We start from the raw sequence: 21,886 nt of genomic DNA, 5'->3' as shown, positions 1-21,886 counted from the left end.
AGAGGCTAAACACAGAGTACACAGAGTTTTATGGCAGAAGATTTATTAACTAGAACTATCATTGGGCTGGCAATTGATGTTCATAATGCCCTTGGGCCGGGTTTGCTTGAAAATGCCTATAAAGAATGCTTGTTTTATAAAATTGATCATGCAGGTTTTCAGGTTGAAAAAGAAAAGATGATGCCCTTGGTTTTTGAAGATGTAAAACTGGATTGTGGTTACCGAATAGATATTTTAGTGGAGAATCAGCTAGTTCTTGAGTTGAAAAGCATAGAGGCCCTCAGTGATATTCATCTAGCCCAAACTTTAACCTATATGAAACTTGGTGGTTATAGATTCGGATTATTAATGAATTTTAATGTGCTAAGATTAAAGGATGGAATAAGACGAATAGTAAATGGATACTGATGTTCTGTAATGCGTTCTAAGATTAAAATATTTAAAAGAAGCTATATAATGGTTGAAATTTCTTCGATGAATATTGTTGAAAAAATCGCTCTATTTTCTTCGTGCAAACTCAATGCACTCTGTGGTAAAAAACTAAGGTAATTTTGTTTTTTGCATTTAAAACTTTGAGCCTTTATGGTTAAATCTCAAAAATATTTATCTTAGCATTTGTGGAGAAAGTTAAAGTTTTAGCGCAGTACATGCCAGAACCAGCGGCGCCGCTAATTGCCAAGTGGATTGATTATTTTCAGTGCGAATTTAAGATTGCTAAAACCCGTTCTACCAAACTGGGTGATTACCGCCATCCTTTCCGCGATAAAGGCCACCGCATTTCGGTTAACTTTAACCTCAACCATTACGCATTCCTGGTAACTACCGTGCACGAATTTGCACATTTGTTAACCTGGAATGATTTTAAGAATAAGGTAAAGCCGCATGGGACCGAATGGAAGAAAAACTTTCAGCGGATGATGGTACCCTTTTTTGACATGAATATTTTTCCGGAAGATATCCATAAAGCGATTGATAATTACATGTCCAATCCGGCGGCATCGAGCTGCTCTGATCTGCATTTATCACGTGCATTAAAAAAGTACGATAGTCATAAAACAGAGACTTTACATTTAGAGCAATTACCCATTAACACAACTTTTAAAATTAAAGATGGCCGGCGTTTCACCAAAGGCGAAAGGATCAGGAAACGGTACCGATGTATCTGTTTAGATGATAAACGGTTGTATTTATTTAATCCCTTGGCGGAGGTTTTTGTGATAGAATAATATTGATTTGCTGTCATTCTGAATGCAATGAAGAATCTTTTGCAACATAGCTCTGCAGTTACATTTTGCGTTTGAAGATACCTTAGATAATTAGGTTAACGTCATTTGAAGTGTCAATAGTAAACAGATTCTTCGCTGCGCTCAGAATGACAAATCAGCTATACAAACTTAAACTCATCGCCATCAAATAATCCTTTATCGCTTAGTTTCAGGCGTGGAATAACCAGGAGTGCCATGAAGGAAAGCGTCATAAAAGGGGCAAGGAGGGTTGAACCTAAATCTTTTGCGAATTGATCTATAGCTGTATAGCAGGCAGCAACCTCGTAACCATTGTGATTACTCATTAAACCGGCAACAGGCAGCGGCAACACTTCTTCTTTTCCATGTCCTAAAGCTACCACACCGCCAGTTTTTTTGATTACAAGGTTTACTGCATCACAGATACTTTTGTCATCAACCCCCACGGCAATGATATTATGACTATCGTGCGCTACACTTGAGGCAATAGCGCCATTTTTTAAACCAAAATTTTTGACGAACGAAATCGCAATAGGCGCATCATAATAGCGGTTAACCACCACCATTTTGAGCACATCATTTTCAATATCACTAATGATATTGTCATTTTCAACTTTGGGTTTTGCCTGTAATTTATTGGTAATCAGCTGGCCATCCAGTGCTTCAATTACAGGAATTTCCAGCTGATCTGTATAGCGCAAAAAGAAATCTTCTTCTTTTTTTAAGCTGCAATTAAAATGATTAATGGATTCTTTACCTGCGCTGTGGTTGATCCAGTCGCCTGTCATTTTGCCGTTTTCTGCTAACAAAAGCCCGTTAATATAGGTTTGTTTTACCTTAAAATTAATCAGGTCTTCTATAACGATAAAATCAGCATCATCGTTTACCTGTAGTGCACCAACATCCAGCTTATAATGTAAGATCGGGTTGATACAAGCAGCGCGAAGTACATTAAAAATATCGATTCCTTTAGCTACTGCCCTGGCACAAATTTCGTTAATGTGGCTTTCAACTAAACTATCCGGGTGTTTATCATCACTGCAGAACATCATCATTTCGGGCCAGTCGTGAAGTAAGTCGATTAGTGCTTCGAAATTTTTGGCGGCACTGCCTTCCCTTATCAGGATTTTCATACCACGCTGCAGTTTATCCAGTGCTTCTTCGGCTGTGAAACATTCGTGGTCGGTAGAAATACCGGCATCAATATATTTTTGGACGGTATCGCCACGTAAGCCTGGCGCGTGCCCGTCAACGGGTTTACCAAGCTGGTGGGCAGCGGCAATTTTTTTTAAAACTTCTTCATCTTTGTATAGCACTCCCGGAAAATTCATCATTTCGCTGAGGTATTTAATTTCAGGTCGTGCTAAAAGCGCTTTAACATCATGGTGATTTAACTCGGCGCCTGCAGTTTCGAAGGTAGTTGCCGGTACACAGCTTGGTGCACCGAAATTAAATTTAAAGGGTACGGTATTCCCGTTTTCGATCATGAATTCAACCCCTTCCATGCCGCAAACGTTGGCAATCTCATGTGGATCGCTAATGGTAGCCACCGTGCCGTGCACCACCGCTAATCTGGCAAATTCGCTCGGAATTAGCATACTGCTTTCAATGTGCACGTGACTGTCAATAAAACCTGGAGTAATGAAGGCGCTGTTTGGGCGTTCTTCAGAAATCTTGGTAATCGATTTTATTTTTCCGGCTTCAACAGTTATTTCGCCAAAATAAATATGCTGTTCTATGATATCGACTATGTTTCCGCTGATTTTGAAAGTGCCCATGTTGCTTTAATGTTTAATCATCGTCACCCTGAATTCATTTCAGGGGCTTAATTCAGAGATGCTGAAATAAATCCGATAGCTATCGGATCAGCATGACGATAGGTTTAGTATTTTAATAATTTATTAATCGTTTCTGCTAATCTTGCTTTGGCCAGAAAATTATCTTCCAATAGCTTGCTCATCGGAATGGCCGTATCTAAACTTGCACAACGCATTACAGGTGCATCCAGATACTGAAAAAGATGCTCCCCAATCCATGCAGAAATTTCGGCACCGAAACCATTCGTCAAGGTGTCTTCATGCAAAATCAGCACTCTTCCGGTAGCTTTTACAGCTTCTTTTACCGTTTCCTGATCCCATGGCTGGAGCGTACGCAGATCAACCAGGGTGGCTTCTTGTTCAACATGACTGTTTAAATGTTCCAAAGCCCAATGTACGCCTAAACCATAAGTGATAATTGTAAACTGTTTCCCTGTTTTTATGGTAAGGGCTCTCCCTATTTCGGTAGTATAATAACCATCGGGCACCTGGGAAGTTAAGCTTCTGTACAAATATTTATGTTCAAAATAGATTACAGGATTGGGATCGGCAATGGCAGCCAAAAGCAGACCCTTGGCATCTTCGGGAAATGCTGGATAGACAATTTTTAAGCCCGGTGTCTTGGTAAACCATGCCTCGTTACTTTGTGAGTGGAAGGGACCTGCACCCGTACCTGCACCTGTAGGCATACGCACCACTACATCAGCCTTTTCGCCCCAACGGTAATGCGTTTTGGCCAGGTTGTTTACAATCTGATTAAAGCCAACGCTTACAAAATCGGCAAACTGCATTTCTACAACAGCTTTATAACCATTTATAGACAGGCCCAAACCTGCACCTACAATGGCCGATTCGCAAATAGGGGTATTGCGCACCCGGCTTCTGCCGAATTTAGCCATAAAGCCATCTGTAATTTTAAATGCGCCACCATAGTCGGCAATATCCTGTCCCATTAAAACCAGGTTAGGATATTTTTGCATAGCGAGATCGAGGGCATCGCTAATTGCATCCAGATACCGTTTTTCAGTAGCAAATTCGCCAGGCTGAACGATTTCTGACTGGTAAGGAAAGTACATATCCGTTTCTTCCTGAATCGTATCTGCAACTGGCTCTGGCTCTTCAAAAGCTTCTTCAACTGCTACTTCTATATCTTTTTTAAACTGAATTTTAATATCCGTAATGGTATTGGTTGTTAGAATACCTTGTTCAATTAAATAAGCTTCGTAATTGTTTAAAGGATCTTTCTTTTCCCATTCGTCAAAAAGTTCTTGCGGAACATATTTGGTGCCTGAAGCCTCTTCATGACCGCGCATCCTGAAAGTCATACACTCAACCAAAACCGGTCTTGGATCTTTTCTAATTTCCATGGCTAGTTGGTTAATGGTATCGTATACTTCAAGAATGTTGTTGCCATCAATTTGCCGGCCTTCAATGCCATAACCAAGAGCTTTATCAACCAGGTTTTTACACCTGTATTGTTCTGATTTTGGGGTTGACAGCCCATAACCATTATTTTCGATCAAAAAAATCACTGGCAGATTCCAGACAGCTGCGACGTTTATGGCTTCGTGGAAATCGCCTTCACTGGTGGCGCCTTCACCGGTATAAACCAAGGTGGCGCGCTGTTTATTTCCCAATAAATCAGCCAGGGCAATGCCATCGGCCAGCGCCATTTGTGGGCCCAGATGGGATATCATCCCGATAATTTTATAGTCTTGTGTGCCAAAATGAAAGGAGCGATCACGACCTTTGGTAAAGCCGGTTAACTTTCCCTGCCATTGGGCCATTAATTTCTTTAATGGAATATTACGGGAGGTAAAAACACCTAAATTACGGTGCATAGGCAAAATATACTCATTGCTTTGCATGGCTAAGGTACTGCCAACAGCAATGGCTTCCTGCCCAATACCTGAAAACCATTTACCTATACGCCCCTGACGTAATAATTTGAGCATTTTATCCTCTACCAGTCGGGGATAAAGCAGTTTTTTATATAAATTCAGTAAGAATTCGTCGTCTTTATCTCTTCGGTTAAAATGCATATTTGGTTGTTTGGCTAATGGTTTTTGATTAAGATTCCCGGTTCTTTTTCATCTCCTCAAACTGTTTGGCGAATGACTTATCGGCAACTTTTGGCATTTCGCGGTATTTGCCCCAACTCTTTTTGAAGAAGGTTTTGAGCATAAGGTTTTTAAACTTTCCGCCGAATAAATCCATCCATTTGCGTTTTTGCATCATCTTGCTGAACATGCTCCAGCCCACCTCTTCCTTTTTGCCATTTTCGTGCGCAGCTGCCGCATCCCTACGATTGAGCAATAACATTTTATGGATATCGATTTTTACCGGGCAAACCTCCGAACACTTTCCGCAGAGACTGGAAGCATAACTTAAATGCTTAAACTCTTCCATTCCCTTTAGATGCGGTGTAATTACAGAACCAATCGGGCCACTATAAGTGGTATTGTAGGTATGTCCGCCAATATTTTTATATACTGGGCAGGCGTTTAAACAGGCACCACAACGGATACAGTATAAGCCCTGTCGCTGTTCTTTTTGTGCCAGTAAATTGGTGCGGCCATTATCCAGCAGAATCACATACATTTCTTCGGGTCCATCTGTTTCATTTGCTTGGCGCGGACCACTCAGGATACTATTGTAAACCGTTAGGTTTTGTCCGGTACCGTGCGAAGCCAACAATGGCCAGAACAAATCCAAGTCGGCCATAGAAGGGATTACCTTTTCGATACCAACAATGGCAATATGTATTTTTGGAAAAGTAGTACTTAACCTGGCATTGCCTTCATTTTCGGTAATGGCAATACTGCCGGTATCAGCAATCAGGAAATTCCCACCGCTGATACCAATATCGGCATTCAAATACTTGTCCCGGAGTAGCTCCCTGGCTTTTTGTACCAGCTGCGGTGGCGTAGCATCAATGGGAGTTCCAAATTTATCATGGAATAACTTCGCAATATCAGCAGCACTTAGGTGCATGGCAGGGGTAACAATATGGTAGGGTGCCTGGCCCAATAGCTGAACAATGTATTCGCCGAGATCGCTTTCCAGCGATTCGATATTGTTTTGCTCTAGAAAGTCGTTCAGGTGAATTTCTTCGGTCGTCATTGATTTAGATTTGATGACCGTCTTCCCATTATTTCTTTTAATGATATTGAGGATTTCTTGCTGGGCTTCTGCAGCATCATTTGCCCAGATTACTTTACCACCCCGGCGTTGGAAATTTGACTCGAATTCTGGTAAGAACTTGTCAAGATTTTCCATTACCCGCCATTTAATAACGTGGGCCTTTTTTTTAGAGGCTTCGAGGTTTTCGAATTTTGATAAGCCACGTTCAACCGCTGTATTGTATTTACCAATATTGTAATTTATGGTTTTACGATGTGGTAAATCGAAAGCTTTCTCATCAGACTTTTCTAAAAATTCCTCGGCAGTTTTCATCAATGGCAATTTATTATAGGGGTAACGAAGAATAACCGCTTTTAGTTTGGTGCTACTTCGCTAAAAACCAAAGATAGGAAACCCTATTGAGTTTATTTTTTGAAAATTGAAACAAAAGAAATTATTATAATAATATAATGGAAAGGTTTTATCAGATTACTCCTTTTATATATTTTTTAGCTATTTCATCGCTTGAAATAAAATTCAAGTCTAATCCCACACTTGTTGCAATAATAATTCTATCGAAAGGATCACGGTGGAGGAATGGTAAAGATTTAAGTATTTTTAAAGTTCCTATATCTATTGGAAGAATCGTAATATTGGTTTCATTACATGATTCAATTAGTTCATCTAATGAATATTCTAATTGGAGCTTACCTAATGATTGTTTTATAGTAATCTCCCATAAACTGGCAATGCTCAGGTAGAGGTTAACTGTTGGATCTTCTAAGATTTTTCTTGCCCTGTTAGATATGCAAGGTTGTCGTCTTGCATCCAAAGTAAAACATGTGTACCAAGCAAGTATTTTTTCACTAGATGTAATCCTTGAAATCCTCTAATGGAGAATTAAAATCATCACTCATTTTCATTTTCCCCTTAAGTAAACCAAGTTTTCTATTACTTTTTTTCTCGCTTCTTTTAAGGTCTTTTTTTTGCAAAATAAAATCAATAAAGTCTTCCACCTCTTGCTGATAAGCAACAGGGATCATTTTAATTTTTTCTAAAATATGCAATTGATCCATAAACTCGCTTTTATCAAAAATAACATTTTAATCTTTAAATATAAAGTTACGATTGTCAAATTAAAACAAAAAGCCCCAACATTTCGTTGAGGCTGAGTATTTTGAAAATTATTTCTTCGGATTTCCTTTTCCATCCATGTCTACTGCCGGACGTTTAGCCCTGTTGGCAAGTTCCCACGCCGTAAAATAGGTTAGTTTTGCTCTTTTTGTGAGTAGAGGAAAGTTAATTTTACTTACTTCGTCGCCTGGTTTGTGGTAATCCTGTTGTAACATTCCATCATAATAGAAAATAATCGGAATGCCTAATTTGGCGAAGTTGTAGTGGTCTGAGCGGTAATAAATCTGCTCAGGATCTTTCGGGTCATCATATTTATAATCGAGTTTCATTTTGGTATAAGTTGCATTTACCTGCTCGCTTAAATTGGCCAGGTCACTACTTAACATCCTCGAACCTACCGAATAAATGTAGTTTGCCGAATCGGGTTTGCCCAAATATTCTTCACCTGTACGGCCAATCATATCGGTATTTAAATCAGCAATGGTGTTGGCAACAGGGAAAACAGGATGTTCCGAATACCATTCAGAACCCCAAAGGCCTTTTTCTTCACCAACAACAGTCATAAATAAGATGCTGCGTTTCGGGCCTTTACCTGCTTTTTTAGCATCAGTAAAGGCTTTTGCCATTAATAAGACACCAGTAGTACCTGATCCATCGTCGTCGGCACCGTTGTTTACTTTATCTTTCGCGTTTGGATCAGTTTCTAAACCAATATGATCGTAGTGACCGGTTAAGATTAATACTTCTTTTTTAAGTACCGGATCAGAACCCTCTAAGTAACCCAAAACATTTTCGCACCTAACCGATGCTTCGTTTTTAGCAGCACTTGCCGAGAAAGGAACATTTAACACTTGCGAAGCAGGCGTAAGGCTTTCAGAAATTTTCTTTTGTAAATCGGCTGCCGTAGTATTCACTGATTTTAACAAATCGTTTGCAAGGGCCACAGAGATGGAAATGCGCGGCGTTTCATTTTGTTTCTGAGCCTCAATAGCCGCATTTGTTTTGACCATCACACGGCCGTTATTTTGAGCTTGTTTCGTGTTTTCGGTAATTCTATCCACACCTGGATCAATCAGGATAATGGCTTTAACATTATTCTCTGCAAAATATTTTGCCCTGCTTTCTAACATGGCGCGATAAGCAGCCCTGTCAACACGGGTACCAGGCTTAATGGTTGGGTCGCCCCCGTTGAACATCATGACCACTTTACCTTTAATATCAGTTCCTGCAAAATCGTTATAGCTGTCTTTTTTGATCCCATAGCCAATAAATACAATCTGATCAGTAGAAAAAGTAAAACCGTTATCGCTGATTAAGCTTGGTGAAACAATATAATCTTTCTGATATTCTTTCGGCTGGCCATTAACGGTTACATGACTTTCCTTCAAAGTAACATTCACCAGGTTAATTTTTTGGAAATAACTGCCATTTACCGGACCTTTCAAGCCAATCGATTTAAAATAATCGCGGATATAATCTGCGGCCATCCAGGCACCTTTGGTTCCTGTTTCGCGGCCTTCATATTCATCAGATGCCAAAACCGAAAGGTGCTTATAGGCATTATCAGGATTAATGGCCTTGCTAAATTTAATAGCGTCTTTATTGGCCGGCAGTGGTTTAATCTGGCCAAAACAACTTGCTGTAACAAGCGTTGCTAAGCTTAGGGTTAAAAACTTTTTGTTCATGATAATAATTTTAGTTGAGATCTGGTTAGCAGGAAATTTTTTCAACCCGATTTTGGTGGCGGCCACCTTCAAATGCTGTAGTTAAAAAGGTTTTGGTAATTTGTTTAGCTTCGTCTACAGAAACAAAACGGGCTGGGATACAAAGTACATTAGCGTTATTATGTAGGCGTACCAGTGAAGCCACTTCGTTTTCCCAGCACAAACCTGCTCTAATGCCCTGGTGTTTGTTGGCTGTTATAGCCACACCATTGGCCGAGCCGCAAAGTAAAATACCATATGTAAATTCTCCATTTTCAACAGCCCTGGCAACAGGATGTGCAAAATCAGGATAGTCGACAGAATCTGCAGTATGCGGGCCAAAATCTTTTACCTCGTAATCCTGTAAAAAATCTTTTAATAATTCTTTGTATTCGAATCCGGCATGATCCGCGCCAATGGCAATTTTAATTTTTGTACCAGACATTGTCAAATGTATAGAGAATTGTGAATTCTGTTCGTAATGTTTTTGTTAGTTAGCGTAGAATGCTGCTTCAGCCTTTTTCTTCTTTTTTTCAATGTAGGCTGAAACGAAAATACTTAGCTCATAAAGTAGGAACAATGGCGTAGCTACAATCAACATTGTCATAATATCAGGTGTTGGCGTTACAATAGCTGCGATAATTAAAATAATTACGGCGGCATACCTTCTGCTTGATCTCATCAACTTTGGTGTCATCAAACCAAGTTTAGACAGGATGAAAATAATTACCGGAAGTTCAAAAATAATCCCCGTACCTAAAGTAAGGGTTGCAACAGATGACAGGTAAGAATCGACTGTAAACGTGTTTTTAATTTCGGCACTTACCGTATAACCAGTTAAAAAGTTAACCGATAGCGGGCATACTACAAAGTAGCCGAAAAAGATCCCAATAATGAAAAGTACAGAGGCAAAGAATACAAAACCACTGGCTGATTTACGTTCATTTTCGTGCAGTGCTGGTTTAATAAAACGCCAGATTTCCCATAGCAAATAAGGGAACCCCACCACAATACCGCACATTACACAAACATTTAATTGAAGATTGAACTGGCCGGCCATCTCGGTATTGATAATTTCACCATTAATTTTGGTGATACACATATCTTTACCTAATGATGGAAAATGCTCTACCAGTTTACACATCATCCGATAGGTCCAAAAATCAGGTTTTTTAGGTCCAAAAATTATTTTATCCAGAATCTCTTCATTAAAGTAAAAAGCGATACCCGTAAAAACGGCAATGGCAATTACGGCTCTGATTAAATGTTTACGGAGAACATCCAGGTGATCGAAAAAAGACATTTCTGCCTCTAAATTGGTGCTCTTTTGACCGATAGCTTTTGTAAGTAAAGTTTTTTTAGTGTCGCTCATGTTGAAAACAAAAATACCATTCTATTTGAATAGAATGGTATTTACGTGTTAAATATAGAAATAGTTTATATTATTATGAGAAATGATTTGATATATTAACTAAGTGAATTTAAAAATTAGTTGTAATGCCCTCTCAATGAATAGATCTTAATGATTTGTTCTGTTTCCAAAACCTCATAAATAATTCTGTGTTCTGAATTAATTCTCCTAGACCACTTACCCGTAAGATTATATTTTAGTGCCTACGGTTTCCCAATGCCTTCAAATGGAGAATCCATTATAGCGATTAAAAGGTTATGTATTTTCTTTTGGATATTACTAAGGCCTGATTTCTTCCAAAAATCTAAATCATCATTTGCTCTTGGAAGAAAAACTATTTCCATAGATTTTCTAAATCAACTTTTGTGAAGTTTCCCTCTTTGAAATCTTTATCTCCTTGCAAAATTTTTTCAACAAATTCTGGATTGTAAGGTTGTTCTTTTTTTTCAAAAGAAATCTTCATGGCTTTTAAAACCTGCTTTACAGCATTTAGTTGCGCTTTGTTTTCCGGATGTACAATTAACGTTTCGATAATTCAATTTTACTGAAATAATTTTAAAGTTTTTAATAAAGAAAAATCCCATTCTGTTCTACCAAAATGGGATTTAAATTTTTATAATCGTTTATATTATTCCGTAAATTCAAACGTTTCCATAAACTTTGTAGTAAAATTTCCTGCCCTGAAGTTAGGATCTTTCATCAATTGTAAATGGAAAGGAATGGTAGTTTTAATACCTTCAATTACGAATTCGCTCAATGCACGCTCCATGGTACAGATGGCCTCTTCACGCGTTTGCGCTACGCAGATTAATTTTGCAATCATTGAATCGTAGTTAGAAGGAATTGAATATCCGGCGTAAACATGTGTGTCTACGCGAACACCGTGACCACCTGGCGAATGGAAGTTCGTGATTTTTCCTGGTGATGGACGGAAATTATTTGCAGGATCTTCAGCGTTGATGCGGCACTCTATCGCGTGCATTTCAGGTGTATAGTTTTTACCAGAAATCGGGATTCCGGCAGCAACTTTAATCTGTTCTTTGATTAAATCGAAGTTGATTACCTCTTCTGTAACCGGATGCTCTACCTGGATACGTGTATTCATCTCCATAAAGTAGAAGTTACGGTGTTTATCAACCAAAAATTCGATTGTACCAGCTCCTTCATAATTTACAGCTGTTGCTCCTTTAATTGCTGCTTCACCCATTCTCTGGCGGAGTTCATCAGTCATGAAAGGAGAAGGCGATTCTTCTACCAATTTCTGGTGACGGCGCTGGATTGAACAATCACGTTCTGATAAATGGCAGGCTTTGCCAAACTGATCGCCAATCACCTGGATTTCAATGTGGCGAGGATCTTCGATATATTTTTCTAAATACAAACCATCATTACCGAATGCCGCGCCAGATTCCTGGCGTGCACTATCCCAAGCATTTTCGAAGTCTTCATCTTTCCAAACAACGCGCATACCACGGCCACCACCACCGGCAGTTGCTTTAAGGATTACCGGATAGCCCATTTCATTGGCAATTGCAATACCTTCTTTAACACTGGCAAGCAAACCTTCCGATCCTGGAATGGTTGGAACACCGGCATTTTTCATGGTTTCTTTTGCCGAGGCTTTATCGCCCATGCCATTAATCTGCTCTGGGGTTGCACCAATAAATTTGATGTTATACTCGCGGCAGATGTTAGAAAACTTAGCATTTTCTGACAAGAAACCGTATCCTGGATGTATGGCGTCGGCGTTGGTTAATTCTGCAGCCGAGATAATATTTGGGATATTTAAATAAGAATCTTTACTAGGTGGTGGGCCAATACAAACAGCCTCGTCAGCAAAACGGACGTGTAAACTCTCGCGATCTGCAGTAGAATAAACAGCAACCGTTTTGATGCCCATTTCCTTACAGGTACGGATAATACGCAAAGCGATTTCACCCCTGTTGGCAATTAGAATTTTTTTAAACATAATTTTTTAATTTAGGATAACACAGATTTAAACGATTACACCGATTTAACGGCATGATCAAAAATCTGTGGAATCAAATTAACCTGTGAAATCAGCTTCTAAATAGGTTCTACTAAAAATAACGGTTGGTCGTACTCTACAGGTGATGCATTATCGACCAATATTTTAACGATACGGCCTGAAACTTCACTTTCAATTTCGTTGAAAAGTTTCATTGCCTCGATAATACAAACTACCTTACCTGCGCTAATTTCATCACCAACATTTACAAACATTGGTTTTTCTGGGCTAGCTGAACGGTAAAAAGTACCGATCATTGGCGATTTAATGGTAATGTATTTTGAGGTGTCTTCTGCAGCAGGTACAGCGGGTGTTGCAGCACTTGGGGCAGTAGGAGCTGTGGCAACAGGAGCTGCAGCCTGTACAAGCGGAGCCTGTGGTACGGTAGCATGCACAACGGTTGGTGCTTGGTTTGTTTTGATCGTGATTTTGAAGTTTTCTTGCTCAATAGCAACTTCATTTACTCCAGAACGAGAAACAAATTTAATCAGTTCCTGTATTTGTTTAATATCCATTTTTTAGGCTAGTTATGTAAAAAATAGTGTTTATTGAATTAACTAAGTTATACTTTTTTTGTTTTATTTTTTCTCCAAGTGTTCCGATTACTTCGGACTCCAGGCTAAAGACTTCTGACTATTTTGTGTCGTAAGCCCATTTAAGGTATACCGAACCCCAGGTAAAGCCACCACCGAATGCAGCTAAAACGATGTTATCACCTTTTTTCAATCTGCTTTCCCACTCCCATAAACATAATGGAATTGTTCCGTTGGTTGTATTCCCATAGCGTTCGATGTTGATCATCACCTTATCGGTTGTAACCCCCATGCGGTTCGCTGTGGCGTCGATAATGCGTTTGTTAGCTTGGTGGGGTACTAACCAGGCCACATCATCAGCAGTCAAGCTGTTGCGCTCCATAATTTCGGCAGCAACATCGGCCATATTGGTTACCGCAAATTTAAATACTGTCGGCCCTTCCTGATGCGCAAAATGTTCCCTGGCATCAATGGTTTCATGGGTAGCTGGTTTTACTGATCCACCGGCCTTCATGCCCAGGAAATCTCTTCCAGATCCATCTGTTCTTAAAATAGAATCCTGAATACCCAAGCCTTCTTCATTTGGTTCCAGTAAAGCGCAGCCACACCCATCGCCAAAAATGATGCAGGTGGTGCGGTCTTCATAATTGATGATTGACGACATTTTATCGCCACCAACTACTAAAACTTTTTTATGTCTGCCTGATTCGATAAATGATGCACCGGTAGATAGACCAAATAAAAATCCAGAACAAGCGGCCTGTAAATCATAACCCCAGGCATTGGTGGCGCCAACTTTATCAGCTAAAACGTTTGCTGTGGCAGGAAAAGTAAAATCTGGAGTAGTGGTGCAAAAGATAATCAGTTCAATTTCTTTTGCATCAATTCCTCTCTTTTTAAGCAAACCGTTTACAGCATGAACAGCCATATCTGAAGTGCCTAAACCTTCTCCTTTTAAAATTCTACGTTCTTTAATTCCCGTTCTGCTTGTAATCCATTCATCCGAAGTGTCAACAATGGTTTCTAACTCTGCGTTTGTAAGCACATAGTCTGGGACATAACCATTTACTGCAGTAATAGCAGCGTGAATTTTACTCATTTTAAGAATTTTATAAATTATTTAAATGCCATTCTAATTTTTTCTACCAATCCCGTAGTAATCATTTCCCTGGATTGTAGAACCATGTTTTTAACAGCCAGCGGACTAGAAATTCCATGTCCGATAACAACAGGAGCGTTAACACCTAAAACTGGGCTTCCACCGTATTGTTCATAATTAAAACGATCGAAAAACTCATCTTTCAGTCCCTTTTTGATGGTAAGCACATAAAACGATTCTGCTAATTTTAGCATTACATTTCCGGTAAAACCATCGCACACAATTACATCGGCCTTATCGTTAAATAAATCTCTACCTTCCACATTTCCAACGAAGTTGAAGAGGCTGGTTTCTTTCATTAACGGAAAAGTAGCCATGCTTAGCATATTTCCTTTTTCATCTTCTTCGCCAATATTTATCAAGGCAACTTTTGGCTCATTTATATGCAAAAGATTTTCTGCATATAAGCTGCCTAAAACACCAAATTGTAATAAAATATCAGGTTTACAGTCGGCATTTGCACCTACATCTAACAATAGGCCTGTGCCACCTTTAATTTTCGGAAGAATTGTACATAAACAGGGGCGGATAATGCCCGGAATGGTTTTGACGCTAAAAACTGCGCCAACCAACATGGCTCCAGAATTACCAGCACTTGCGAAAGAATCGATTTTACCCTCTTTTAAGAGGTTAAAACCAATAGCTATGCTCGAGTTTGGTTTCTGAACGATTGCTTTGGTGGGATGTTCGCCCATACCAATAACTTCATCAGTATGAACGTATTCAAAATGATCTGGATTGAAACCCTCTTCTGCCAGAATGGGTTTAATCTGTTCGGTATCGCCAATAAGAACTAAATGCTCTCCAGCGTTAAGCGATTGATGAGCAGCTATTGCTCCCAAAACAATTGCTTTGGGAGCATAGTCTCCGCCCATTATGTCGAGGCCTATTTTCATAGAAAAAATCTGTTTGTGTTAGTCAGGTGTAATCCTGAATTTTCAGTTGACTAAGGTATGACTAAAGCCGCTGAAAACACAAACAATTTTTTAAGAAAATTACCCTATCTGAGTATTTTCGATAACCAGTTTGCCGTTGTAGTATAAGTTACCATCAACGTTGTAAGCACGGTGAGGTACGTGGATAGCACCTGTTGCCGAGCATGTTGCTAAAGAAGGAGTAACAGCTTTATAGTGTGTTCTTCTTTTATTTTTTCTCTGTTTCGAGATTTTCCGTTTTGGATGTGCCATTGGTGTATAATCTAATTATTTTTTTAACTTATTAAGGGCTTCCCAACGTGGGTCGCTTGTTTGTTCATTTTCTTCAGCCTGGTTTTCGATCGATAATTGATTTAAACGGTCAATCATCTCCTGATCACAATCTTTACCTGCCTGTTCGCAGTTTTTGATATAAGGTACTGCAACGTTAATCATTTCGTATAAAGGACCGGATATATCAATCTCGGTTTCTTTACGGCTCAACGAAATAATTTCTTCATCATCACTCTCCAGTTCATCTTCAGCAAACTTTACAATCTGCCTTTCATACAGATTTATCGGCAACGGAAACTCAGATAAACATTTATCGCAATCTAAATTAACTGTACCGATAACTTTGAATTTTAGTAGCAACATGGTCTCTTGTTTATCAAGTTCCAGGTCTACTTTTAAATTTCCACTTTTAATTAACGAATACTCAAATGCGTTAAAAAAGCGATCATCAAGCTCATAATCAAACTGATGAGTTCCCAATTTTAAGCCGGTAAACGGTAATGAAAATTGTTTTAGTGGGTTCAAAGTACTGTAAAATTTTAGCCTGCAAATGTAGGGATAAATAATTAGATTAAAAATCTTTTTTTAAAATTGTTGCTGTTAATCGGACAGGTTTTCAGAATGTTAATTGAAATACTGAAAGACCTTACGGGTTTCTTGTTGGTCAGGATTTGTACTCGACCAACAAAAAGTCAATTGAAAGACCTTACAGGTTTTCAAAACCTTTAAGGTCAGTCTGTAAGAAAGCTAGTCAGCCAAAACCATTTCCTTGTTATTTCTGCTCCATTCGCTCCAAGAGCCTACATAAAGTTTGGGGATAGGTAAACCTGCATAATCCATAGCCAAAAGGGTATGGCAGGCGGTAATGCCTGAGCCACAATGTACAATCACATTTTCGGGCTTTACATGTGCCAGGGCTTCTTCGTATTTTTCTTTTAATATTTCAGGGGCAAGGAAAGCGCCTGATGCATCTAAATTTTCAGTAAAAGGAATGTTGGCTGCACCCGGAATATGGCCTGCAATTAAATCGATAGGCTCGGTGAGGCCGGCAAAACGATTTGCATCGCGTACATCAATTACAATATAATCGTCTGTTTTGGCTACTTTTTCAACTTCGTTGATGTCAGACAGCGGTAAATCCCATGTTTTTACGGTGTAAGGCGAAACAGATTTTGGAATTTCTATTTTATCTGTAGTTGGGAAACCTGCTTTAACAGCAGCCTGAAAGCCTCCATCAATGACCTGCACTTTCTTATGACCAATAGCCTTTAACATCCACCATAACCTTGCTGCTGCGTTACCACCATTTTTATCATCGTAAACAATAACATGGCTGTGTTCAGTAATCCCGAGTTTTTGCAATACGGCAGAAAACTGTTCAGGAGTTGGTAAAGGATGACGTCCGCCAATAGCAAAATCGCGGATGTTGGCTAAATCTTCATTTACATCGGCAAAAATTGCCCCAGCCAAATGTTGTTCATCATACCTGGCTTTTGATCCAGCGCTGGCGTCGATAATTACAATTTCATCATCCTGGTTTAACCAGGTTAATTCTTCGGGTTTTATGATGGGTGATAGAGTGGTCATTTATTTTTAATATTACTTGAAATTATAGTGATGAAGATTTCACTTTAGTTTTGATCTTCGAACATCCTATCGGACAACTGACTTTCGAACTTCCGACGCTCAACTTTAGTCTTATCACAGATTTCTCCGCTACGGCGAAAGGACAATTTTGTTAGGATTTGGTTTTTGGGCATGGTGTCCTCGGACCGCTGACTTGCGGACTTCCGGCACTTGGCTTTTGCTATTTTGCAAACCTTCAACCTTTATACCTTCAGCCTTTTACCTTAAGAAGCATCATCTTTAATATCAAACTGCGTTTCAACCACTTTTCCACCTGTGCGTAATTGATTGCTCAACATTTCTTCCTGCTCACGACGGTTTTTAACAATGTGGATGGCCGAAAACAAAGCTTCAGTAAATGAAGTCGAATCTGCTAAATTTTTTCCTGCAATATCGTAACCAGTTCCATGATCTGGAGAGGTACGAACAAAGTTTAAGCCAGCGGTATAGTTTACACCATTATGGAAAGCCAATGTTTTAAAAGGAATTAAACCCTGATCGTGGTACATGGCCAAAACGGCATCAAACTGTTTGTAGCTGCCGTTACCAAAAAAGCCATCAGCAGGATATGGACCAAAGCAAACAATACCTTTATCGTAGGCTTCCTGAATTGCTGGTGTAATCATTTCAGCCTCCTCGGCGCCCAATAAACCGTTATCGCTTGCGTGCGGGTTTAAGCCCAAAACAGCAATTTTTGGTTTTTCGATCCAGAAGTCTTTTTTTAAACTTTCGTTGATCAGTTTTAACTTGTTTACAATTTTATCTTTCGTAATGGCAGCCGGAACATCTTTCACCGGAATGTGAACGGTTACCACGCCAACACGTAAATTTTCGCTGATCAGAAACATCAGCACATCTTTGCTGCCACTCTTTTCTTGCAGATATTCGGTATGGCCCGGAAAAGCAAAAGTTTCGGATTGGATATTATGTTTATTAATTGGTGCGGTAACCAAAGCATCGATATCGCCGTTTACCAGGTCGGCTGTTGCACGTTCTAATGATAGAAGCGCATATTTGCCACCTGTTGCCGTAACCTGGCCCAATTCAATTTTTACATCTTCTTCCCAGCAATTGATCATGTTGGCCTTTTTTGGCATGGCCTGGCTGGCATGGTTAACTACGTTAAAACTAAAATCGCCCAGGTTATTCGCTTTTCTATGAAAAGATGAAACTTTGGTATGCCCATATACAATCGGAGTACAATAATTTAAAATCGCAGGATTGGATAATGTTTTAATGATTACCTCTAAACCTATGCCGTTTACGTCGCCTATACTGATGCCAATTTTAAGTTTATTGCTCATAATTACTGGAAAATTTTAGCGCAAATTACTGATTTTCGATTAAAGAGGTGCTTACCGGATAAAAATTAGTTATTTTGTACAAAATAGCGTAATCACAGAAACACTGTTTGCACGGAGAGGGGAAAGAGTTTTTCCATTTGTTGCAAAATTTTTCTGTGGTTCTGTGCCTTCGTGGCAAAATAAAGCGTAAAGATGAGTTTAGTAAAAGCAAAAAAACATTTAGGGCAACATTTTTTAACTGATAAAGGCATTGCTAACCGTATTGTTGAGGCTTTAGTGAACACCGATAAGTATCATCAGGTTTTAGAAGTTGGGCCGGGGATGGGAATCTTATCTGATTTTTTGCTGCAACGTAAAGATTTAACGACTTATCTGATTGATATTGATACGGAATCTTTCCATTTTTTGAACGAAAAATACCCGCAGCTTGGCGATCGATTGATTAATGGCGATTTTTTAAAACTCGATTTTGACGCTATTTTTCCCGGACAATTTGCCATTATTGGTAACTTCCCGTATAATATTTCGTCGCAGATCTTATTTAAGATTCTAGATAACCGCCATAAAGTAGTAGAAATGGTGGGGATGTTCCAAAAAGAGGTAGCACAGCGTTGCGCAGCACCCGCGGGAAACAAAGAGTATGGTATTTTAAGTGTGTTTCTTCAGGCTTATTATAAAATTGAGTACCTTTTTACTGTTAAGCCAGGTACATTTAATCCGCCGCCAAAAGTGCACTCAGCTGTAATCCGTTTAACCAGAAATGAGGTGGAGACTCTAGACTGCGATGAAAAATTATTCTGGCGGGTGGTTAAGGCAGGTTTTAACCAGCGAAGAAAAACCTTGCGTAATGCGGTTTCTGCAGTGATGCCAAAGGATAAAATGGATGACCATATTTATTTTGAAAAGCGCGCCGAGCAGTTAACCGTTGCCGATTTTGTAGCTTTAACACAGCATGTGAGTAAACTGATGGGAGTATAGTGATACAATCGTCATCCTGAATTTTATTTCAGGATCCTTTTGAAGCACAAATTTTAGAGATATGGAAAGCAAGTTTCTGTTGTCTTCGGTTGCAGCAGTCCCGCTTTTCATTCCAAGTCCGCACTCGTACCTCGCTTACGGGCTTTCCATTTCAATCGGGTTTATGTAATTCCTGATACTGCTTAAACTAAAGTATCATCTGGTATAAGCCCGCTTTTTCTTGCAAAATCATGATTGTTTTAATCTAATTTCTCCCTTTCTTTGCTGAATAATTTTAAACATCATGGTTAATTATAGCGAAATTTTCAGCGAACAAGGAATGGATTATCAAACCTATCGTGCATTGATTGATCAACTTCTGTTAGAGGGAAAGGCTACTGGTGATGTAACTTATGATTTGCACTACACCAAAATGAATGTGCAGCGCATGAACCGCGTAGATAAAACGATTAGCTTAAATGATGACTTGATATCAACTATTGAACAGCTTAAAGAAAATTATAAGTTTCTGGTGATTACCGAAGGCTGGTGTGGCGATGCTGCTCAGATTGTTCCGGTGTTTAACAAAATCGCGACGGCATCATTAGGTAAAATTGATCTAAAATTTGTGCTTAGAGATAAAAATCTGCCCTTAATTGATGCGCATTTAACCAATGGAGGAAGAGCAATCCCGGTTTTAATTGTATTGAATGAATCAGCAGACGAAGTTTTAGCCACCTGGGGTCCAAGGCCACAAGTTTTACAGGAACTTTTAAAAGAATGGAGGACGGAAACTACCGAAATGCCGATTTTAGCAGAAAAACTTCATGGCTGGTATGCCAAAGATAAAACTCAAACTACACAGGCGGGATTAACTGCGCTTTTGAAAGGATTGGCGAGTTGATATTTTATTTAATAGAAATGTCGTCATTGCGAGGAGGAACGACGAAGCAATCTTACAACTAGGGATTTTATAGCTATCGCATTAAGATTGCTTCGTCGGCTGAAAAAGCCTTCTCGCAATGACGATCTTTGGTAGCTTATTATCGCAATTTTATTATTTTCTAATAAACCAAGTTCAGCATGACGATTCGCGAGAGAATATCGCTATGTTTAATCAACCGAAACAGTCAAACCTTCTTGCTGTAAAATTTTACGGTATACTTCCATTTCGGTAAATGATCCCTCCAAGACCGGACATTTCCCTTCATTATGCACTTTCCATGCAATTTTTTCAGCCTGCGATTCGTTATAATCCAGGTATTTCATCATACAGTAGATCACATGATCGAAAGTATTGATATCATCATTCCACAAAATAAGGCGATGTACGGTTTTTAAGGAAGTTAAAATTTCTTCGAGCGTAAAGGTCTCTTCTTTGGTTTCTGTAGACATGGTACAAAAATAACTATTTTTATGGAAGATGTAATATGTTAAATGGAAGATGGTTGTGATTATTTTTGACTATAGACGTAGACTTTTTGGCCTTTGCATTACATTTTCGATCTTACCTCATACATCTTACATCTCTTTTAATACATTTGTTAACCAAATAATATACGAGTATGCACCAGTCTAAAATTGCAGGAATAGGCTATTACGTTCCTAAAAATGTTTATACAAATGATGATTTGAGCCGTTTTATGGATACTAACGATGCTTGGATCCAGGAACGTACGGGCATTAAAGAACGCCGTTTTGCCGATCGTAATGAGGAAACTACTACTACCATGGGTATCGAAGCGGCTAAAATTGCAATCGAAAGAGCTGGGATTACGGCTAAAGATGTGGATTTTATTGTCTTTGCTACACTTAGTCCTGATTATTATTTCCCGGGATGTGGCGTATTATTACAGCGGGAAATGGGCATGGGCGAAATTGGAGCTTTAGATATCCGCAACCAATGTTCGGGCTTTGTTTATGCCCTTTCGGTGGCCGATCAGTTTGTGAAAACCGGCATGTATAAAAATGTACTGGTGGTAGGAAGCGAGAAACATTCGTTTGCCATGGATTTTGAAACTCGTAGCCGTAATGTATCAGTAATTTTTGGGGATGGTGCCGGTGCTGTTGTATTGCAGCCTACGGATGAAGCCGGAAAAGGAATTTTAAGTACACATTTACATAGTGACGGTGCGGATGCCGAAATTCTGGCTATGTATTATCCGGGGTCGCATGCCAATAAATGGTTGAAAGATAAACCTGCCTATCCAGAACAGGAACTGGGTGGATTGTTTATGACCCAAGAAATTTTAGATAGTGGCTCGGCTCTGCCATATATGGATGGCCCTGCTGTTTTCAAAAAAGCGGTAGTGAAATTTCCCGAGGTAATTAAAGAGGCTTTAGCAGCAAATAAACTAACAGAAAAAGATATTGATCTATTGGTGCCGCACCAGGCCAACCTGCGTATCAGCCAGTATGTACAGCAATTGTTAGGCTTAAACGACGATAAGGTGTTTAACAATATTCAAAAATATGGCAATACCACAGCTGCTTCTGTGCCTATTGCCTTATGCGAAGCCTGGGAGGCGGGTAAAATCAAAGATGGCGATCTGGTTTGCCTTGCAGCATTTGGATCTGGATTTACCTGGGCCAGTGCGTTGATTAGGTGGTAACCATAGGTTCTTCATTTCGAGCGGAC

General features: G+C 39.3%; 23 protein-coding genes and 1 pseudogene. 5 read left to right on the top strand and 19 right to left on the bottom strand.

Annotation, left to right across the window (positions count from 1 at the left end):
* Positions 1 to 30 precede the first annotated feature (30 nt).
* Together OQX63_RS18785 and OQX63_RS18780 are read left to right on the top strand one after the other, a co-directional pair.
* Positions 31 to 408, top strand: coding sequence for a GxxExxY protein (locus tag OQX63_RS18785; protein ID WP_205057827.1), 378 nt, complete (start codon positions 31 to 33; stop codon positions 406 to 408).
* A 209-nt stretch (positions 409 to 617) separates the two neighbouring features.
* Positions 618 to 1,226 (top strand): SprT-like domain-containing protein, encoded by a 609-nt coding sequence (locus tag OQX63_RS18780; protein WP_265852354.1) that lies wholly within the window; start codon positions 618 to 620, stop codon positions 1,224 to 1,226.
* Positions 1,227 to 1,384: 158 nt separating this feature from the next.
* Here OQX63_RS18780 and ade read toward each other — a convergent pair whose 3' ends face one another.
* The 18 genes and pseudogenes from ade to pdxA form a co-directional block, all read right to left on the bottom strand.
* Positions 1,385 to 3,022: an adenine deaminase gene (gene ade, locus OQX63_RS18775; protein WP_265852353.1), complete on the bottom strand. Its 1,638-nt coding sequence runs from the start codon at positions 3,020 to 3,022 to the stop codon at positions 1,385 to 1,387.
* A gap of 104 nt (positions 3,023 to 3,126) precedes the next feature.
* Positions 3,127 to 5,103, bottom strand: coding sequence for an alpha-ketoacid dehydrogenase subunit alpha/beta (locus tag OQX63_RS18770; RefSeq protein ID WP_265852352.1), 1,977 nt, complete (start codon positions 5,101 to 5,103; stop codon positions 3,127 to 3,129).
* A 28-nt stretch (positions 5,104 to 5,131) separates the two neighbouring features.
* On the bottom strand, positions 5,132 to 6,520 hold the full coding sequence (locus OQX63_RS18765; protein WP_265852351.1) for a LutB/LldF family L-lactate oxidation iron-sulfur protein: 1,389 nt from the start codon (positions 6,518 to 6,520) through the stop codon (positions 5,132 to 5,134).
* A gap of 148 nt (positions 6,521 to 6,668) precedes the next feature.
* Positions 6,669 to 7,016, bottom strand: a complete 348-nt coding sequence (locus tag OQX63_RS18760; protein WP_265852350.1) for a type II toxin-antitoxin system VapC family toxin — start codon at positions 7,014 to 7,016, stop codon at positions 6,669 to 6,671.
* 34 nt (positions 7,017 to 7,050) lie between these two features.
* A complete protein-coding gene (locus OQX63_RS18755; protein WP_265852349.1) occupies positions 7,051 to 7,260 on the bottom strand; it encodes a DUF2281 domain-containing protein in 210 nt (69 codons plus the stop codon).
* A 108-nt stretch (positions 7,261 to 7,368) separates the two neighbouring features.
* Positions 7,369 to 9,003, bottom strand: coding sequence for a M28 family peptidase (locus OQX63_RS18750; RefSeq protein ID WP_265852348.1), 1,635 nt, complete (start codon positions 9,001 to 9,003; stop codon positions 7,369 to 7,371).
* Positions 9,004 to 9,028: 25 nt separating this feature from the next.
* Complete coding sequence (gene rpiB, locus OQX63_RS18745; RefSeq protein WP_322974488.1) at positions 9,029 to 9,466, bottom strand: ribose 5-phosphate isomerase B; 438 nt, start codon at positions 9,464 to 9,466, stop codon at positions 9,029 to 9,031.
* A 45-nt stretch (positions 9,467 to 9,511) separates the two neighbouring features.
* The gene (tatC, locus tag OQX63_RS18740; RefSeq protein ID WP_265852347.1) at positions 9,512 to 10,393 is read right to left on the bottom strand and encodes a twin-arginine translocase subunit TatC; all 882 of its coding nucleotides are present in this window, start codon (positions 10,391 to 10,393) and stop codon (positions 9,512 to 9,514) included.
* A 116-nt stretch (positions 10,394 to 10,509) separates the two neighbouring features.
* Positions 10,510 to 10,620: pseudogene (locus tag OQX63_RS23410) on the bottom strand (type II toxin-antitoxin system YoeB family toxin); the annotation flags it as partial.
* Between the two features lie 146 nt (positions 10,621 to 10,766).
* Positions 10,767 to 10,952, bottom strand: coding sequence for a DUF2683 family protein (locus OQX63_RS18730; RefSeq protein ID WP_322974496.1), 186 nt, complete (start codon positions 10,950 to 10,952; stop codon positions 10,767 to 10,769).
* 108 nt (positions 10,953 to 11,060) lie between these two features.
* Entirely contained in the window at positions 11,061 to 12,401 is a 1,341-nt protein-coding gene (accC, locus tag OQX63_RS18725; RefSeq protein ID WP_265852345.1) for an acetyl-CoA carboxylase biotin carboxylase subunit, read from the bottom strand.
* 98 nt (positions 12,402 to 12,499) lie between these two features.
* Entirely contained in the window at positions 12,500 to 12,976 is a 477-nt protein-coding gene (gene accB / locus OQX63_RS18720) for an acetyl-CoA carboxylase biotin carboxyl carrier protein (RefSeq protein WP_265852344.1), read from the bottom strand.
* Between the two features lie 118 nt (positions 12,977 to 13,094).
* Entirely contained in the window at positions 13,095 to 14,093 is a 999-nt protein-coding gene (locus tag OQX63_RS18715) for a beta-ketoacyl-ACP synthase III (protein ID WP_265852343.1), read from the bottom strand.
* 17 nt (positions 14,094 to 14,110) lie between these two features.
* On the bottom strand, positions 14,111 to 15,049 hold the full coding sequence (gene plsX / locus OQX63_RS18710; protein WP_265852342.1) for a phosphate acyltransferase PlsX: 939 nt from the start codon (positions 15,047 to 15,049) through the stop codon (positions 14,111 to 14,113).
* A 99-nt stretch (positions 15,050 to 15,148) separates the two neighbouring features.
* Positions 15,149 to 15,340, bottom strand: a complete 192-nt coding sequence (gene rpmF / locus OQX63_RS23405; protein ID WP_025143959.1) for a 50S ribosomal protein L32 — start codon at positions 15,338 to 15,340, stop codon at positions 15,149 to 15,151.
* 15 nt (positions 15,341 to 15,355) lie between these two features.
* The gene (locus OQX63_RS18700; protein WP_265852341.1) at positions 15,356 to 15,886 is read right to left on the bottom strand and encodes a YceD family protein; all 531 of its coding nucleotides are present in this window, start codon (positions 15,884 to 15,886) and stop codon (positions 15,356 to 15,358) included.
* 222 nt (positions 15,887 to 16,108) lie between these two features.
* Complete coding sequence (locus OQX63_RS18695) at positions 16,109 to 16,948, bottom strand: sulfurtransferase (RefSeq protein WP_265852340.1); 840 nt, start codon at positions 16,946 to 16,948, stop codon at positions 16,109 to 16,111.
* A gap of 263 nt (positions 16,949 to 17,211) precedes the next feature.
* A complete protein-coding gene (gene pdxA, locus OQX63_RS18690) occupies positions 17,212 to 18,291 on the bottom strand; it encodes a 4-hydroxythreonine-4-phosphate dehydrogenase PdxA (RefSeq protein ID WP_265852339.1) in 1,080 nt (359 codons plus the stop codon).
* Between the two features lie 192 nt (positions 18,292 to 18,483).
* Between pdxA and rsmA the strand changes: the two genes are divergently transcribed.
* Positions 18,484 to 19,269, top strand: coding sequence for a 16S rRNA (adenine(1518)-N(6)/adenine(1519)-N(6))-dimethyltransferase RsmA (gene rsmA, locus OQX63_RS18685; protein ID WP_265852338.1), 786 nt, complete (start codon positions 18,484 to 18,486; stop codon positions 19,267 to 19,269).
* Positions 19,270 to 19,552: 283 nt separating this feature from the next.
* Positions 19,553 to 20,152: a thioredoxin family protein gene (locus tag OQX63_RS18680; protein WP_265852337.1), complete on the top strand. Its 600-nt coding sequence runs from the start codon at positions 19,553 to 19,555 to the stop codon at positions 20,150 to 20,152.
* A gap of 209 nt (positions 20,153 to 20,361) precedes the next feature.
* Here OQX63_RS18680 and OQX63_RS18675 read toward each other — a convergent pair whose 3' ends face one another.
* Positions 20,362 to 20,643 (bottom strand): ATP-dependent Clp protease adaptor ClpS, encoded by a 282-nt coding sequence (locus OQX63_RS18675; protein ID WP_025143968.1) that lies wholly within the window; start codon positions 20,641 to 20,643, stop codon positions 20,362 to 20,364.
* A gap of 170 nt (positions 20,644 to 20,813) precedes the next feature.
* Between OQX63_RS18675 and OQX63_RS18670 the strand changes: the two genes are divergently transcribed.
* Complete coding sequence (locus tag OQX63_RS18670; protein WP_265852336.1) at positions 20,814 to 21,860, top strand: 3-oxoacyl-ACP synthase III family protein; 1,047 nt, start codon at positions 20,814 to 20,816, stop codon at positions 21,858 to 21,860.
* Positions 21,861 to 21,886 lie beyond the last annotated feature (26 nt).

The organism is Pedobacter sp. PF22-3, assembly GCF_026239555.1.
GTDB lineage: Bacteria > Bacteroidota > Bacteroidia > Sphingobacteriales > Sphingobacteriaceae > Pedobacter.
The sequence above is the reverse complement of the archived record's forward strand: the minus strand, read 5'-3'. Positions and strand labels throughout refer to the sequence as shown.